General features: G+C 73.0%; 12 protein-coding genes. All 12 read left to right on the top strand.

Going from position 1 to position 15,177, the window contains the following annotated elements:
- Positions 1 to 167: 167 nt before the first annotated feature.
- A complete protein-coding gene (hrcA, locus tag ACZDYF_RS08445) occupies positions 168 to 1,184 on the top strand; it encodes a heat-inducible transcriptional repressor HrcA (RefSeq protein WP_191788977.1) in 1,017 nt (338 codons plus the stop codon).
- A gap of 115 nt (positions 1,185 to 1,299) precedes the next feature.
- Positions 1,300 to 2,412 (top strand): molecular chaperone DnaJ, encoded by a 1,113-nt coding sequence (gene dnaJ, locus ACZDYF_RS08440; RefSeq protein WP_191788978.1) that lies wholly within the window; start codon positions 1,300 to 1,302, stop codon positions 2,410 to 2,412.
- A gap of 2 nt (positions 2,413 to 2,414) precedes the next feature.
- Entirely contained in the window at positions 2,415 to 3,251 is an 837-nt protein-coding gene (locus tag ACZDYF_RS08435; RefSeq protein WP_191788979.1) for a 16S rRNA (uracil(1498)-N(3))-methyltransferase, read from the top strand.
- Between the two features lie 70 nt (positions 3,252 to 3,321).
- On the top strand, positions 3,322 to 3,690 hold the full coding sequence (locus ACZDYF_RS08430) for a histidine triad nucleotide-binding protein (protein WP_191788980.1): 369 nt from the start codon (positions 3,322 to 3,324) through the stop codon (positions 3,688 to 3,690).
- A 324-nt stretch (positions 3,691 to 4,014) separates the two neighbouring features.
- Positions 4,015 to 5,043: a PhoH family protein gene (locus ACZDYF_RS08425; protein ID WP_475055517.1), complete on the top strand. Its 1,029-nt coding sequence runs from the start codon at positions 4,015 to 4,017 to the stop codon at positions 5,041 to 5,043.
- The gene (gene ybeY, locus ACZDYF_RS08420) at positions 5,043 to 5,495 is read left to right on the top strand and encodes an rRNA maturation RNase YbeY (protein ID WP_030151649.1); all 453 of its coding nucleotides are present in this window, start codon (positions 5,043 to 5,045) and stop codon (positions 5,493 to 5,495) included. Before ACZDYF_RS08425 ends, ybeY begins: the two co-directional genes overlap by 1 nt.
- A complete protein-coding gene (locus ACZDYF_RS08415; RefSeq protein ID WP_475055393.1) occupies positions 5,492 to 6,967 on the top strand; it encodes a hemolysin family protein in 1,476 nt (491 codons plus the stop codon). The genes ybeY and ACZDYF_RS08415 overlap by 4 nt, the downstream gene beginning before the upstream one ends.
- Positions 6,964 to 7,911 carry a GTPase Era gene (gene era, locus ACZDYF_RS08410; protein WP_204809426.1) on the top strand — a complete coding sequence of 316 codons (948 nt, stop codon included), beginning with the start codon at positions 6,964 to 6,966 and terminating at the stop codon, positions 7,909 to 7,911. Before ACZDYF_RS08415 ends, era begins: the two co-directional genes overlap by 4 nt.
- Positions 7,912 to 7,980: 69 nt before the next feature.
- Positions 7,981 to 9,528 (top strand): alpha/beta hydrolase family protein, encoded by a 1,548-nt coding sequence (locus ACZDYF_RS08405; RefSeq protein WP_475055391.1) that lies wholly within the window; start codon positions 7,981 to 7,983, stop codon positions 9,526 to 9,528.
- 31 nt (positions 9,529 to 9,559) lie between these two features.
- Positions 9,560 to 11,140, top strand: a complete 1,581-nt coding sequence (locus ACZDYF_RS08400; protein ID WP_475055389.1) for an outer membrane protein assembly factor BamB family protein — start codon at positions 9,560 to 9,562, stop codon at positions 11,138 to 11,140.
- A 48-nt stretch (positions 11,141 to 11,188) separates the two neighbouring features.
- Entirely contained in the window at positions 11,189 to 12,835 is a 1,647-nt protein-coding gene (locus ACZDYF_RS08395; protein ID WP_475055387.1) for an outer membrane protein assembly factor BamB family protein, read from the top strand.
- A gap of 87 nt (positions 12,836 to 12,922) precedes the next feature.
- A complete protein-coding gene (locus ACZDYF_RS08390) occupies positions 12,923 to 14,977 on the top strand; it encodes a DUF7937 domain-containing protein (protein ID WP_475055385.1) in 2,055 nt (684 codons plus the stop codon).
- Positions 14,978 to 15,177: the final 200 nt, after the last annotated feature.

The following is a 15,177-nucleotide window of genomic DNA, read 5'->3' as shown; positions in this document are numbered from 1 at the left end:
CCCGACGGCAGAGGCCTCGTCTCGGTGTCCCGTACTGGCCCGGACCCGAACGGGAAGACCCCGTGAGGGCCCTGTGCACGTCGCACCCCGCGCCTCCGGCCACCGCGTAGAATTAGCACTCGACGGTGGAGAGTGCGAGAACGCGCGACGATCGGCAGGAGGTGGTCATGAGCGAGGAACGACGGCTCGACGTGCTGCGTGCCATCGTCGAGGACTACGTCCTGACGAGGGAGCCGGTGGGATCCCGCGTCCTGGCCGAACGCCACCGCCTGGGCGTGTCCCCGGCCACGATCCGCAACGACATGGCCGCCCTCGAGGAGGACGGCTACATCGCCCAGCCCCACACGTCGGCCGGGCGCATCCCCACGGACAAGGGCTACCGCCTGTTCGTGGACAAGCTCTCGACGGTCAAGCCCCTGTCCTCGCCCGAGCGGCGCGCGATCGAGACGTTCTTGTCGGAGGCCGTGGACCTCGACGACGTGGTCGCCCGGGCGGGGCGTCTCCTCGCCCAGCTCACGGGCCAGGTCGCCGTGGTGCAGTACCCGTCGCTGCGCCGGTCTGGCCTGCGGCACCTCGAGCTCGTCCCGGTGGGCGACCGGCGCCTGCTCGTGGTCATCATCACGGACACGGGCCGCGTCGAGCAGCGCACCCTCGAGGTCGCCCAGGCGCCGGACGAGGCCACGCTCGCCGAGCTGCGCTCGCGGCTCAACGCCGTCGCGGCCGGCAAGCGTCTCGCTGAGCTCGGCAAGGGCTTCGCCGACGTCGCGGAGGAGTTCCGCCCCGAGGACAGGGACCTCGCGCGCTCGCTCGCGCTGCTCGTCGAGGAGACGCTGTCCGAGGAGTCGGAGGAGCGCATCGTGCTCGCCGGCACCGCCAACCTGGCCCGGGTCGGCATGAGGTTCGAGCACGCGCTGCGCCCCGTCCTCGAGGCGCTCGAGGAACAAGTCGTGCTGCTCGGGTTGTTGACGGAGATGGCCGCGGAGTCCGGGGTGAGCGTGCGCATCGGTCACGAGACGCAGCTCGAAGGGCTCGTCGAAACGTCGGTCGTGACGAGCGGATACGGTAACGAGGGAGACTCGGTCGCGTTGATCGGCTCGATCGGACCGACCCGCATGGACTACCCCGGGACGATCGCCTCGGTCCGCGCGGTCGCGCGGTACCTGTCGCGCGTCCTGACCACATGAGTTCGGTTCTTGCGCCGGCGGGTGCTCGACCTGGTCCTCGGACCCTGGTCGTCGCCGCACGGTGTTGTCGGAAGTCGCCGGTCCTGGATCGGCGTGCGCTAGTAGAGAGTGACCTGTGAGCGACTACTACGAGATCCTGGGCGTGCCCCGGGACGCGAGCCAGGACCAGATCAAGAAGGCCTACCGCAAGCTGGCCCGTGAGCTGCACCCTGACGTCGCGGGCGAGGCCGCCGAGGACAAGTTCAAGGACGTGTCCCGCGCCTACGAGGTGCTGTCCAGCCCGGACAAGCGCCAGCAGTACGACCTCGGCTCGGACCCGTCGGCCGCCGGCGGCGGCATGGGCGGAGGGTTCGGCTTCCAGGACATCTTCGAGACGTTCTTCGGGGGAGGCCAGGCGCAGACCGGCCCCATCCCGCGTGCCCGTCGTGGCCAGGACGCCCTCGTGCGTCTCGACATCGACCTCTCGGAGGCGACCTTCGGGGCGCGCCGCGAGCTCCAGGTCGACACCGCGGTGATCTGCGGCACCTGTTCGGGCTCGTGCTGTCGACCCGGCACGTCGCCCCGCACGTGCGACGTGTGCAACGGCCGCGGCACCGTCCAGCGTGTGGCGCGTTCGTTCCTCGGCCAGGTCATGACGACCGCCCCCTGTGCCGCGTGCCAGGGCTTCGGCACCGTGATCCCCGAGCCGTGCGCCGAGTGCGCGGGCGAAGGGCGCGTGCGCAGCCGTCGCACCCTGACCGTCAACGTCCCTGCGGGCGTGGACACCGGCACCCGCATCAAGCTCACGTCGCAGGGCGAGGTCGGCCCCGCGGGCGGTCCCGCGGGCGACCTGTACGTCGAGATCCGCGAGCGCAACCACGAGGTCTTCGTGCGCCGCGGCGACGACCTGCACTGCACGCTCCAGGTGCCCATGACGGCTGCGGCCCTCGGCACGGTCCTCGAGCTCGAGACCCTGGACGGCCCGCAGGAGATCGACCTGCGCCCCGGGACGCAGCCCGGTCAGATCGTGACGCTCAAGAACCTCGGCGTCGGCCACCTGCACACCGGCGGCCGGGGCGACCTCAACGTGCACGTCGAGGTCCAGGTCCCGACGGGCCTCGACGAGGAGCAGGAGGAGCTGCTGCGCTCGCTCGCGAAGGCTCGCGGCGAGGAGCGGCCCGACCCGCGCCTGTCCGCCGCGCACCCGGGGGTCTTCTCCCGGCTGCGCGACAAGCTCTCGGGACGCTGAGCGTGAGCGCGCCGGTCTTCCTCGCGGAGGCGAGCAGCTCGCTTGAGAGCGGGGCCGCGAGCGGCCTCGCGGGCTTCCCCGCGGGATCGCTCTACGTGCTCGACGGCGCCGAGGGGCGTCATGCGGGTGTCGTGCAGCGGCGCGGTGTCGGGGAGGCGGTCGACGTCGTCGACGGCGAGGGCCTTCGCCTGCGGTGCACCATCGAGGGCGTCGAGCCCTCCGGGGTCCGCCTGCGCGTCGACGAGGTCGTCGAGGAGCCCGCACCCGACGTCGTCGTGACGCTGGTCCAGGCCCTCGCGAAGGGCGACCGCGACGAGATGGCGATCGAGGCCGCGACCGAGGTCGGGGCCGACGCCGTGGTGCCGTGGCAGGCCGAGCGCTCGATCGTCGTGTGGCGTGGGGACCGTGCCGCCAAGTCGCGTGCCCGCTGGCTCGCGACCGTGCGCGCCGCGACCAAGCAGGCGCGGCGCGCCCGCCTTCCCCGGGTCGACCTCGCGATCGACACGCGCGGGCTCGTCGAGCGCACCCGTCAGGTCGTCGAGGCCGGCGGCGCGGTGATCGTGCTGCACGAGGAGGCGTTCGTCCCGCTCGCCGAGGTGGCCCTGCCGGTCCCCGCGTCCCAGGACGTGGCCGCGGCGGGACGAGCGCCCGAGGTGCTCGTCGTCGTCGGGCCGGAGGGCGGCATCTCCGAGAAGGAGGTCGAGGCGCTGACCGGCGCCGGTGCGCGCACCGCGCGCCTCGGCCCGCACGTGCTGCGGACCTCGACCGCTGGCCCGGTCGCGATCGCGATGCTCGTCCAGCGGCTCGGCCGGTGGGGCGGCACGGACGACGAGCAGTGACCCGGCGCGCGGTCCCGGCGCCCGTCCCGCCCCCCGGGCCGCGCAGACGAGCCGGGGGTAGCCTGCCGTCATGACCAGCAACGACACCGCTCGCCCGACCGACCCGGACTGCCTGTTCTGCAAGATCGTCGCAGGTGAGATCCCCGCGACGATCGTGGCGACCACGGACCAGGCCGTGGCGTTCAAGGACATCAACCCGCAGGCCCCGCTGCACGTGCTCGTGGTGCCGCGCGCGCACCACGGCGACATCGCTCAGCTCGCCGCCGCCGACCCCGACCTCCTCGCGGGGGTCGTGGCGCTGGCCGACGAGATCGCGAGCGAGCAGGCCGACGGACAGTTCCGGCTCATCTTCAACTCGGGGCCGCGCGCCGGGCAGAGCGTGTTCCACGTCCACGGGCACGTCATCGGAGGCACCGCGCTGGGGTGGAACCCGGCCTGACCACCACGTGCCGGCCGTCGCTCGTCCGTCGAGCCGCCGGGCCGCCGGTATTCGCCCTGACCCGGGCGGGCGTGCTCGATATCATGGACGCACCACGAACCACCAGACCTGCAGAAGGAGTGCCTCGGCGCAAGCCGGCTCATGCCATCTTCGACACCACCCCCACCGACCGGCCCGGCGTCGCACGGCCTCGGAGGTCCTCCTCGTGATCAGGAGCGCGCCCGCGCCGTCCGGCCGAACGGGACCGTCGACGCGGAGGCAGCAGCCACGCACCCCGCCGGTACCCGGGTAGAGCACCGCATCGTCGTGCCGTCCCACGTGCCCATGGTCGACCTCCTCGGCAGCGGGGACGTGGTCCTGCGGGCGATCGAGTCGGGGTTCCCCACGATCGACGTCCACGCACGCGGCAACGAGATCGCCGTGACGGGCCCCGTCGGCGACGTCGCGCTCGCCTCCCGGCTGCTCGACGAGCTCGTCGAGGTCGTCGAGTCCGGCACTCGCCTGACGCCCGACGTCGTGACCCGCTCCGTCGCGATGCTCACCGCGGCGACCGCGGCCCGCCCGGCCGAGGTCCTCACGTTCAGCATCCTCTCGAGCCGTGGCCGGACCATCCGGCCCAAGACGGTCGGGCAGAAGCGCTACGTCGACGCGATCGACGCGAGCACCGTGACGTTCGGGATCGGCCCCGCCGGGACGGGCAAGACGTACCTCGCGATGGCCAAGGCCGTCCAGGCCCTCCAGGCCAAGCAGGTCAGCCGCATCGTCCTGACCCGGCCCGCCGTCGAGGCGGGGGAGCGGCTCGGGTTCCTGCCCGGCTCGCTGTCGGAGAAGATCGACCCCTACCTGCGCCCGCTGTACGACGCGCTGCACGACATGATCGACCCCGAGTCGATCCCCAAGCTCATCGAGGCCGGGACCATCGAGGTCGCTCCGCTGGCCTACATGCGCGGTCGCACGCTCAACGACGCGTTCATCATCCTCGACGAGGCGCAGAACACCTCGACCGAGCAGATGAAGATGTTCCTCACACGCCTCGGGTTCGGTTCCAAGATGGTCATCACGGGGGACGTGACGCAGGTCGACCTGCCCGGGGGCACCCCGTCCGGGCTGCGGGTCATCGAGGACGTACTGACCGGGGTCGACGACGTCGAGTTCTGCCGCCTGACCTCCACGGACGTCGTGCGGCACCGGCTCGTGAGCGACATCATCGACGCGTACGCGCGCTGGGACGTGAGCACCGCACGGCCCGCCCGTGACGGTGGCGGCCGTGCGCACGGCGGTGCTCGGGGCGGGACGGCCCGCCGCGAGCGACCACGAGACCCACGAGACCAACGAGAGCAAGGGGCACGCTGATGAGCGTCGAGATCAACAACGAGTCCGGCTACGAGGTCGACGAGGCGGAGTTCGCGGCCCTCGCGCGTTACGTCCTGGACGCGATGCACGTCCACCCCCAGAGCGAGCTCGGCATCCGGTTCGTCGAGTCGGACGTCATGGCCGAGCTGCACGTGCGCTGGATGGACGAGCCCGGCCCCACGGACGTCCTGTCGTTCCCGATGGACGAGCTGCGTCCCGGTCGCGACGGCGACGTGACCCCCGCGGGCGAGCTGGGCGACATCGTGCTGTGCCCCGAGGTCGCCGCGCAGCAGGCGGTGACGGCGGGTCACTCGACGGCCGAGGAGATGCTCCTGCTCACGACGCACGGCATCCTCCACCTGCTCGGCTACGACCACGCCGAGCCCGAGGAGGAGAAGGAGATGTTCGCGCTGCAGCGCAAGCTGCTCCTGACGTTCCTCGCCAGCCGATGACCGAGGTCCCCGTCGCGCTGCTGCTCGTCCTCGCGGTCGTGGGGGTCGTCCTCGCGGGGGCGCTCGGCGCCGGGGAGGCGGCCGTCATGCGCGTCACGCGCGCGGCCGTGGGCGAGGCGGCAGCGGAGGCCGAGGCTGCCGTCACCGGCGGGCACAACGGCGGATCTGCCGGACCCCTCCCGCCGCGCGTGGTCCGGGTCCGCCGCGTCCAGGCGCTGACCGAGGACCCGCCGCACACCGCGGCCTCGCTCGCCTTCCTGCGCGTCGTCGCCGAGATGCTCGCGGCGACCTGCGTCACGTTGCTCGTCCTGGCCTGGCTCGACGACTGGTGGCAGGCGTTGCTCGCCGCGTCGCTCTTCGCGGTCCTGGTCGCGCTGGGCTTCGCCCGGGTCGCCCCGCGTGCGCTCGGACGGCAGCACCCGGTGCGCGTGCTCGTGGCCCTGTCGGGGGTCCTGACCCCCGCGGTCGCCCTGACGGGCTGGCTGGTGCGTGTCACCGCCTCGAAGGACGACACCGACGGGCCGCACGAGCGCGAGCTGCAGGACATGGTCGACCGTGTGAACGAGTCCGAGATCATCGAGGAGGAGGAGCGCGAGATGATCCGCTCCGTCTTCGAGCTCGGCGACACCCTCACGCGCGAGGTCATGGTGCCCCGCACCGACATGATCACCACGCCGGCCTCGACGCCCCTGTCCAAGGCGCTGGCCCTCTTCCTGCGCTCCGGGTTCTCGCGCCTGCCGGTCACGGGGACGTCGGTCGACGACCTCGTGGGCGTCGTCTACTTCAAGGACGTCGTCAAGGTCGTGCACGGCTCGCCCGAGGCCGCGTCGCGCCGCGTCGCGGACGTCGCCCGCCCGGCGATCTTCGTGCCCGAGTCCAAGCCCGTCGACGACCTCCTGCGCGAGATGCAGGCCTCGGCCTCGCACATCGCGATGGTGGTCGACGAGTACGGCGGCGTGGCCGGTCTCGTGACGATCGAGGACGCGCTCGAGGAGATCGTGGGCGAGCTCACCGACGAGCACGACAGGTCGGGCCCCGAGGTCGAGGACCTGGGCGACGGGACCTTCCGCGTCCCGGCCCGCCTGCCGCTCGACGAGCTCGGCGAGCTGTTCGAGCTCGACATCGAGGACGACGACGTGGACACCGTCGGGGGCCTGCTCTCCAAGGCGCTCGGCAAGGTCCCGCTCCCCGGATCGACCGCCGAGGCCCAGGGCGTGCACATGACCGGCGAACGCGTCGAGGGGCGCCGCAAGCAGCTCGCGACCGTGCTCGTGAGCGCTGCGGCCACCGACCGGGAGAGCGCTGGCGATCCCGAGCCCTCACCGGACGCGGGCACCCCCGAGCGCACCGAGCCGCGCGAGCGCGGCCACCGAGACCACCAGTCGACCCCCCAGCACGCGGAGCGTGCCGGGCGGACCAGTGACACCCCGCGTCGAGCGGGCGAGTCGAACGAGAGAGAAGCACACCGGTGACCCAGAACGACCACGCAGCAGCAGAGCACAAGGCCGGCTTCGCGTGCTTCGTCGGACGGCCCAACGCGGGCAAGTCCACGCTCACGAACGCCCTGGTCGGGCAGAAGGTCGCGATCACCTCCGGGCGACCGCAGACGACCCGCCACACGATCCGCGGCATCGTGCACCGCCCCGACGCGCAGCTCATCCTCGTGGACACGCCCGGGCTGCACCGTCCGCGCACGCTCCTCGGTGAGCGGCTCAACGACCTGGTCCGCGAGACCCTCGCGCAGGTCGACGTCATCGCGTTCTGCCTCCCGGCGGACCAGAAGGTGGGGCCGGGCGACAAGTACATCGCGGCCCAGCTCGCGGACCTGACCAAGGGGCGGCGCCCGACCCCGGTCGTCGCGGTCGTGACCAAGGCGGACCTGGTGGACCGCGAGACCCTCACGAAGCACCTGCTCGCGGTCGACCAGCTCGGCGAGTGGCAGGACATCGTGCCGGTCTCGGCGAAGGACGGCTTCCAGGTCGAGACCTTGGAGGAGGTGCTGGTCAAGCACCTGCCGCCGGGCCCCGAGCTGTACCCCGGTGGCGAGCTGACCGACGAGCCCGAGGCCGTGATGGTCGCCGAGCTCGTCCGCGAGGCGGCCCTGGAGGGCGTGCGCGACGAGCTGCCGCACAGCCTCGCCGTGGTCGTCGACGAGATCGTGCCGCGCGAGGGGTCCGGCAACCCGGAGACGGGCAGGCCCCCGCTCCTGGACGTGCGGGTCAACCTCTTCGTGGAGCGCGACAGCCAGAAGGCGATCATCATCGGGCGTGGCGGTTCGCGTCTGCGTCACGTCGGGACCGAGGCCCGCAAGGGCATCGAGGCGCTGCTCGGTGCGCGCGTGTACCTCGACCTGCACGTCAAGGTCGCCAAGGACTGGCAGCGTGACCCCAAGCAGCTGCGCCGGCTCGGGTTCTAGGGTGTACCCCCGTCCGTCGTCGGGCCGTCCCCAGGGCGGACGGCCCTCCTCGCGCGAGACGATCCTGTCGTGATCTTCCGTACCGCGGCGACGAGCGCCGCCCTCGCGATCGGGCTCGCCCTGGTCGGGGCCGTGACCGGACCCCAGTGGTCTCCGGTCCCGGTCACCGACCACCTTGAGCCCACCACCTCCGACACGACGATCGGCGGGCAGGGGCCCGACGTCCAGCCCGTGGGGACCTACGAGGTCCGGGAGACCCCGGTCGTCGTCAGGCTCGACGGCACGAGCGTCGAGGGGATCGTGCGCGAGCCGGTCGACGCCCCGGAAGGGCGCCCGGGAGTGGTGTTCCTGCACGGCGCGGGCACCGGGGCGGCGGACGAGGCGTTCGTCGACGTCGCGACCGACATGGCGAGCGCGGGAGTCGTGACGCTCGTGCCCTCGAAGCGGCTCGACACGTACACGACCCGGCACCGCGACTACGTCGACATGGCTCGGGACTACGAGCACTCGGTCGACCTGCTGCGGACCAGGCCCTCGGTCGACCCGGACAAGGTGGGGTTGTACGCCGAGTCCGAGGGGACGTGGATCGCACCCGTCCTGGTGGACCAGGACCCCGACGTGTCCTTCCTGGTCATGGTCTCCGCGCCCGTGGTGCCGCCACGCCAGCAGGCGGGCTTCGCCGTCGACTCCTACCTGCGCAACACGGGCGTGCCGCAGGGGGTGTTCCGCGCGATCCCGCGCGCCGTCGGCATGGAGATGCCCGGGGGAGGGTTCGAGTACGCGGACTTCGACGTCACGCCCTACCTCTCGCGCCTCGACGTGCCCACCCTCGTGGTCTACGGCACGGCGGACCCGTCGATGCCGATCGAGCAGGGCGCGCTGCGCATCATCGCGGAGGCGGGGGCGAACGGGAACCATGACGTGACCGTGCGCTACTACGAGGGCGCGAACCACGGCATCAAGATCGACGACGTCCTCGTGCCGGAGTTCGCGCGCGACGTCTCGGCGTGGGTCCAGGGACTCGTGGGCACCGCCGGTGCCCCGCCGACCGTGGCGGGCGGCCAGCCGAACCAGCTCTACCTGGCCTCGGCCGTGCCCAACCCTCGGTGGTACGGCAACGGCGACATCGTCATCGGGTTCGTGATCGTGGGTGGCGTGCTGCTCGTCGTGGGGCCGCTCGTGTGGCTCGTGACGGGGGCGGCGCGCAGGCTGCGCCGTACGCCGCACGCGGCCGGGCGGCTCGCACCGGGACTGCGGTGGCCGCTCGTGGGTCTGGCGACCGGGTCGGTCGCGACCATGATCGGTCTCGTCGTCTACCTGGTCTCGGTCGCTCGGCTGGCCCTCGACTACCGGACGGACGCGTGGGTGGTCCAGGGCGGGTGGGTCGCCGTCCGTCTCCTGGGGCTGGCGACCGTCGTGGCCGCGGCGTTCATCATCAACCGCCTGTCCGACCTCCGGACGGCCCGCAAGACGGTCGACGCCTCCCCGGAGGGGGGCGTGGTGGTCCGGCCTGCGACCGGCGTCGGTGCCCGCACGACGTTGTGGGCGACCGTCGCGGGGTCGACGATCCTGCTCGTGACGCTCGCGTACTGGGGTGTGTACCAGCTCGGCATCTGACTTCCCGGTCGTCGACGCTTAGGGTCGTCCCATGGGACGACGTCCGCGGGGCACGGCGAGGTCGAGCGTGCGCGTCTTCGCGATCGAGGACGTCGACGAGGACCTGGCCGAGCAGGGCCCGTCCGGCCCGCGGTCGCGCGGCGCGGTGCCCGACGGTGGGGCGTCCGTCCAGGGGCCGGCCGACGGCCCGGTGCCGCAGGTCCTCTCCGGTGCCGAGCCGCAGGTCGACGAGCGGCCTGCCCGTCGACCGTGGTCGCGCAGGTCTCGCCTCTTCGTCGGGGCAGGGGTGTCCGTCGTCGCCCTCCTCGTCGTCGGAGGGGTCGTCCGTGGCGAGATGAACGAGTCTGCCCGCGTCGATCGGGTGATCGCGGCCGGCGGGATTCGGCCCCTGGGCCCGGAGGTGGGTGTCCTGTGGCGGATCGAGCCGACCGGCTCGGGCGACGAGGATTCCCCGACGGGATGGTGGTTGTCACCCGCCGTGGTGGACGGGACGCTCGTCGTGCAAGGGAGCCCGGTGGTCGGCTACGACCCGACGACAGGTCGGGAGCTGTGGCGCGGCGCGCCCCGGCCCGCGTCGGACACGGCGAAGGTCACGACCGCGTGCACGGGTACGGGCACGTGGGAGGTGCAGGAGGACCCGCTGGTCTGCACGACGTTCGAGCTCCGGTCTGTCCCGACCGTCGGGGCGACGTTCGAGCAGTCGTTCCCGGTGCGCGTCGACGTCATGGTCGCCGCGACCGGAGAGGTCACGGGCACCCGCACGTTCGGCGAGGAGACGCAGGGTGCCGCCTTCTTCGACGACGGCATCGCCTCGGTCAGGTGGGGGGACGACGGACACGTGGTGGTCGACCTGGAGGACCGGGCCACGGGAGAGCTGCGCTGGTCGCGGGAGATCGCCCAGGAGCGTGGGAGCAGCCCGGAGGGGGAGTACCTGGGACTGCAGGACGGCGGCTCGGTGCTCATGGTCGCGGTCGCAGGCCGTCTGGTGACGCTGGACGCGGACGGCCGGACCGTGGACGAGGCCGAGGAGTCGTGGACCATCCCCCTGCGGGACGGGCTCGCCCTCGTCCAGCACCCCGACGGGGGCTCGACGGTCCTGGACCGTCACGGGGCGGAGCTCTTCCGCACCCGGGGCACCGTCCAGGAGTTCACCGCGACGGACGGAGGGCCGACGGCGGCGTTCTTCGTCACCGAGGGCGGCGGTGTGATGGACGAGTCCGGGAACATCGAGCGGCCGCGCACGACAGCGCTCGACCCGGCGACCGGACGGACCCGGTGGAGCATCGACGGGGTCGCCGCCCCGGTCGCCCAGGTGGGCGACGTCGGGATCCTGTCGAGGGCAGGTCGGCTGTTGGCGGTGGACCTGGGCTCCGGGGAACGGTTGTGGGAGTCCTCCGAGGTCCTGACCTATACGTCGGCGCACACCGACGGGACGGACCTGTACCTCATGGGACCGAGCGCGACGGGCGGGACCCGGGTCACGGCGGTCTCCGTGGACTCCGGGCAGGAGCTGTGGTCGAGCGACCTCGAGGACTCCGCCGCGTGGGGGGTCGGCGTGCGTGGGACGCTCGTCGTCGCGACCGACGACGGCACGCTGCTGGGCATCGGCTGACGGGCCCCTCGCTCCGCCCGGTCGGCGTATCGGGACTACCGTGGAGAGGTGGCTCCACGACGTCGTGAGCACGATGCCCACGCCGTCGAGCTGGTCGAGGTGGCCGAGCTCGACGACGACTTCGACGCGGAGCCGTCGGTCGCGACCGGGCCCAGGCGGGGGAGCGTCGGAGCACGCACGGGAGGCACCGCTGCCCGGGATGCGGGAGCCGGCTCGTCGCGGGTCGGCGTCGGACCTGGGTCGGACGGTGCGTTCGACGGGTCGCCCGAGCCGCGTGGCCGAAGGGGCGGCGTGCTCGGCCACGTGATCCTCGGCGCGGTCCTCCTGCTCTGCGTCCTCGGGGCGTCGTTCGCGGTCGGCGCAGTGCTCGAACGGGCGAGGGCAGCCCGGGTGGCGGCACAGGCGGGTGGGCTGTGGCCCGTCACGGTCGAGCCCGCGAGCGTGTGGCGGGCGTCGAAGGGAGCGGGACTGCCCGCAGCCGTCGAGGGGCAGGTCGTCGTCGTCGGCCCGGGTGGGACGTTGTCCGCCCGTGACCTCACCACGGGTGAGGAGGTGTGGGCCGCCGACCTGCCGTCCGGAGCGACCACGTGCGGGCCCGACCTCCTCGACCCGGACGGTCGAGGTTCGCCGCTCGTGTGCGTCACGGTCCGCGGGGCGTCGACCGAGGCCGGTCGGGGCGACGACGGGTTCCCGCTTCTCGTGACGGTCCTGGACCGGTCCGGGCGGGTCGTCGGGTCGCGTGGGCTGGCGGACAGGATCGAGGCGGCGGTCCCGCTCGCGGGAGGGCAGGTCGCGACGGCCGTCCGGGCGACGGACGGCGTGGTCGTCTCGTGGGAAGGTGCGCTCGACGGTGTCGTCGAGAGGGTGCGGACGGTCGGTGTCGACCAGGACCGGGTGGACGGCGTCGGGGCCACGGGGATCGACGGGGCGCCGTCGGGGACGGTGCCCCCCGACGGCCTCGGCCTGGTCGCGGCGCGCGGGTTGCTGCAGGTCCGGTCGGGCGGCGCGTCGACGACCTTCGACGCGCACGGCGAAGCGCTCACCGAGCGTGCAGGCGTGCGGACGCGGGGCTGGTTGGGGGAAGGCGGCCTCCCCGGAGGTGCGTCGGCCCGGGTGGTCGACGACCGCCGGACGGGGTGGGAGGACCGCGTCGACGTGACGGGGGCGGACGGTCGGGTGCGGTTCAGCATGGCCGGTGAACCGTTCCTGCCGCAGGTCGCCGATGACGGACCTCCCCCGGTCGTCGTGGTCCGGATGCCTGGCTTCACGGGGTACGACGCGAGCACGGGCCGTCGGCTCTGGCACCGGGAGGAGTGGCCCGAGGTGCTCTGGCTCCAGACCGACGACGTCGTGGTGGTGGAGTCGGGGTCGCGGTTGCTCGCGCTCGAGTCCCGGACCGGGCGTGAGATCTGGCAGCGCTGGTTGCCCGCGGAGGTCGTCCGGGTGTTCACCGACGGGGACTCGGTGCTGCTCGCGACCGTCGGCGACGGGCTCGGCGGGACGGACGGCGCCGCGACGAGCGTCGTGTCCGTGAGCCTCTTCGACGGGCGCACCGAGTGGCGCAGAGCCCTCGACGGCGACTACTACGAGGTCGTGTCCGCCCAGGGGATGCTGTTCGCGATGACGAGGACGGAGGTCGTGCGCCTGGGTCGTGGGTCGCGCAGGCACAGAGTGGGAGACTTGAGCCATCGGTGATCTACCGGTAGAAACTGACGGGGCCGTCGTGGCCTGATCCGGCGCTCGCCCGACAGCGAGCCCGGGGTGATCTGTAGGGAGAACGCGATGACCAACGAGACCGACCCTGGGCCTGGCCCCGATCAGCAGTCACCGACTCCGGCCGGCGGGGCCGCGAAGGCTCCGTCGTCCGACACGCCCGCGACGGGTACGGCCCCGGCGGCGCCCGTCGCCGAGCAGAAGCCGGAGGCGGCCGCCGGGAGCAACCCGTTCGCCGGCATCCCCGTGAGCGACTACGTGCGCGACGGCGTGGCGGCCCTGCTGCTCTTCGTCTCGCTCACGATGCCGTGGGACGTCGGGCACAAGGCGTCGGACAAGATCGAGGTCATCCTCGTCACGGTCGTCTCGTTGCTCTCGCTCGCGCTGCCGTACCTGGCACGGACCGGTGCGCTGCCCACCACGTGGACGGTGCACACGACCCGCCTCGCGCGTCTCGTCGCGAACGCCCCGTACGTGCTCCTGGCGGCGGTCTACGTCGTCCTGGACCTGGTCAACCGGTCGGCCGACAACGGCTGGGGCGGCATCGGTACCGCTCTCTCGCTCGGACTCGCGGGGGCGTTCCTCGCGGCCCAGCCGCGCCAGGCCGAGCTCGGCCCGGTCGAGCAGGACAGGGCGGCCTCGCGCGTCTGGACGCTGGTCCTGACCGTCGTCGCGGGCGTGGCGGTCGTCGGTGCGCTGATCGCGTTCCTGCTCACCTTCTCCCTCGGCGTGTCCGCCCTGCTGCTGCTCCGGTTCCTCGTCGCCGGCGCCGTGACCGTGGCGCTCGTCGGGTGGCCCGTGTGGGGGATCCTGCGCCGCGACGAGGCCTGGCGCCTCGTGCTCGTCGGTCTGGGGATCGCGCTCGTGGTCCTCTTCGTCCTGAACACCAGCAACCTGCTGGTCAGCTTCGACTCGTTCGCGCTCGGGCAGTTCGGCCTGCTGCTCGTCCCCGCCGCTGCGGCGGTCGCCTCGTCGCCCGCGCTCGCGCGGACCACCTCCTCGCAGTCGCCCGTCTCGACGTGGGTCGCCGTCGCGGTGAACACGCTCGACCTCGTCGTCGTCGTCGCCCTCGGAACCGCGCTGACCGGTGTCTTCACGCTCGCGAACGGCGCGAGCGGGTCGGTCCTCATCCTGTCGATCGTGTTCGGGCTCCTCGCTGCGGGCGCCGCGCTCGTGGCTCGTCGATCGCTCGCCCGCGACGCCGTGGCCGGGCGGACGCTCGCGCTCGGCGCGGCAGGCGTCGTCGCGATCCTCGGCATCGTGCTCCTCATCGTCGCGACGAACCAGCCCGGGGCAGGCTTCGGCACGACGCTGCTCCTGCTGGCGTACGGGCTGCCGCTCATCGTGGTCTTCGCGCTCACGGTGCCGGCCGAGGTCCGGACGCACTTCGCGGAGAACCGCCCGTCGTCGCTCGTCGGGGCCGACGCCGCGCCGAGCGCGTACGTCTGGCAGCCGCCCGCGCCGCGCCCGGCTCGTCCCAAGCCCGCGCAGGAGCCGGTCGCGGGTCCGTACGGCAGCGGCAGCTACGCGACGGGCCCGGACGGGTACGGCCCAGAGGCCGGCGAGCACGAGCCCGACCAGGTCGCGGCCCCGTCGCGTCCGACACCTGTCCGCGCTCCGGCACAGTCGGCCCAGCCCGTGCAGTCTGCCCAGCAGCCTCAGCAGCCCCAGTCGGCGCAGCCCGTGCAGCAGGTCCGCTACCAGCCGACCCAGGAGCCGACGCAGCCGGTCCGTCAGGAACCGCAGACGCAGCCTTCCCGGCCGGTCGAGCAGTACCAGCCGACCCAGGTCCTGCCGGCGCAGGGGGGCTCGTCGTCGCACCCCGTGCAGCCGGTCGTCCCCGAGCGTTCGGGCTACGCGGCGCGGCCGGGCTACGCGGCACAGTCCGTGGGTGACACGGCGGTCCTGCCCCCGTACCAGGACCCGTCGCCGGTCGGGTTCAGCGCCGCTCAGGCACTGGACCCGTCCACGCCGCTCGAGGTGCTCGCGCAGATCGTCCAGGAGGCCCCACACCTGCGCCCCCAGGTCGCGGCCAACCCGTCGACGTACCCCGCGCTGCTCGAGTGGCTCGGCAACCTGGGCGACCCTGCGGTCGACGCCGCCCTGCGTTCGCGCGGCCGCTGACCGGCCCTGACCAGGCGGGGCCGCGCTCTGAGGCGGGCCGACGAGGTCGCTCTCGTGGCGTCGCTGGTTCGTCTGGTCCCGCTCTGAGGCGGGCCGACGACGTCGCTCTCGTGGCGTCGCTGGTTCGTCTGGTCCCGCTCTGAGGCGGGCCGACGGCGTCGCTCTCGTGGCGTCGTCGGCCCGCCTCGCGCGTGTCGTCC

The sequence above is a fragment of the Oerskovia sp. PE-21s genome, from assembly GCF_056158145.1.
Note: the sequence above shows the minus strand (reverse complement) of the source record. Positions and strands in the feature narration are given on the sequence as shown.

Excerpts from the sequence above, each read along its gene's own strand:
- hrcA (WP_191788977.1), top strand. The coding sequence starts at position 168 with ATGAGCGAGGAACGACGGCTCGACGTGCTGCGTGCCATCGTCGAGGAC.
- ACZDYF_RS08425 (WP_475055517.1), top strand. The coding sequence starts at position 4,015 with ATGGTCGACCTCCTCGGCAGCGGGGACGTGGTCCTGCGGGCGATCGAG.
- ACZDYF_RS08430 (WP_191788980.1), top strand. The coding sequence starts at position 3,322 with ATGACCAGCAACGACACCGCTCGCCCGACCGACCCGGACTGCCTGTTC.
- ACZDYF_RS08400 (WP_475055389.1), top strand. The coding sequence starts at position 9,560 with ATGGGACGACGTCCGCGGGGCACGGCGAGGTCGAGCGTGCGCGTCTTC.
- ACZDYF_RS08390 (WP_475055385.1), top strand. The coding sequence starts at position 12,923 with ATGACCAACGAGACCGACCCTGGGCCTGGCCCCGATCAGCAGTCACCG.
- ybeY (WP_030151649.1), top strand. The coding sequence starts at position 5,043 with ATGAGCGTCGAGATCAACAACGAGTCCGGCTACGAGGTCGACGAGGCG.
- ACZDYF_RS08415 (WP_475055393.1), top strand. The coding sequence starts at position 5,492 with ATGACCGAGGTCCCCGTCGCGCTGCTGCTCGTCCTCGCGGTCGTGGGG.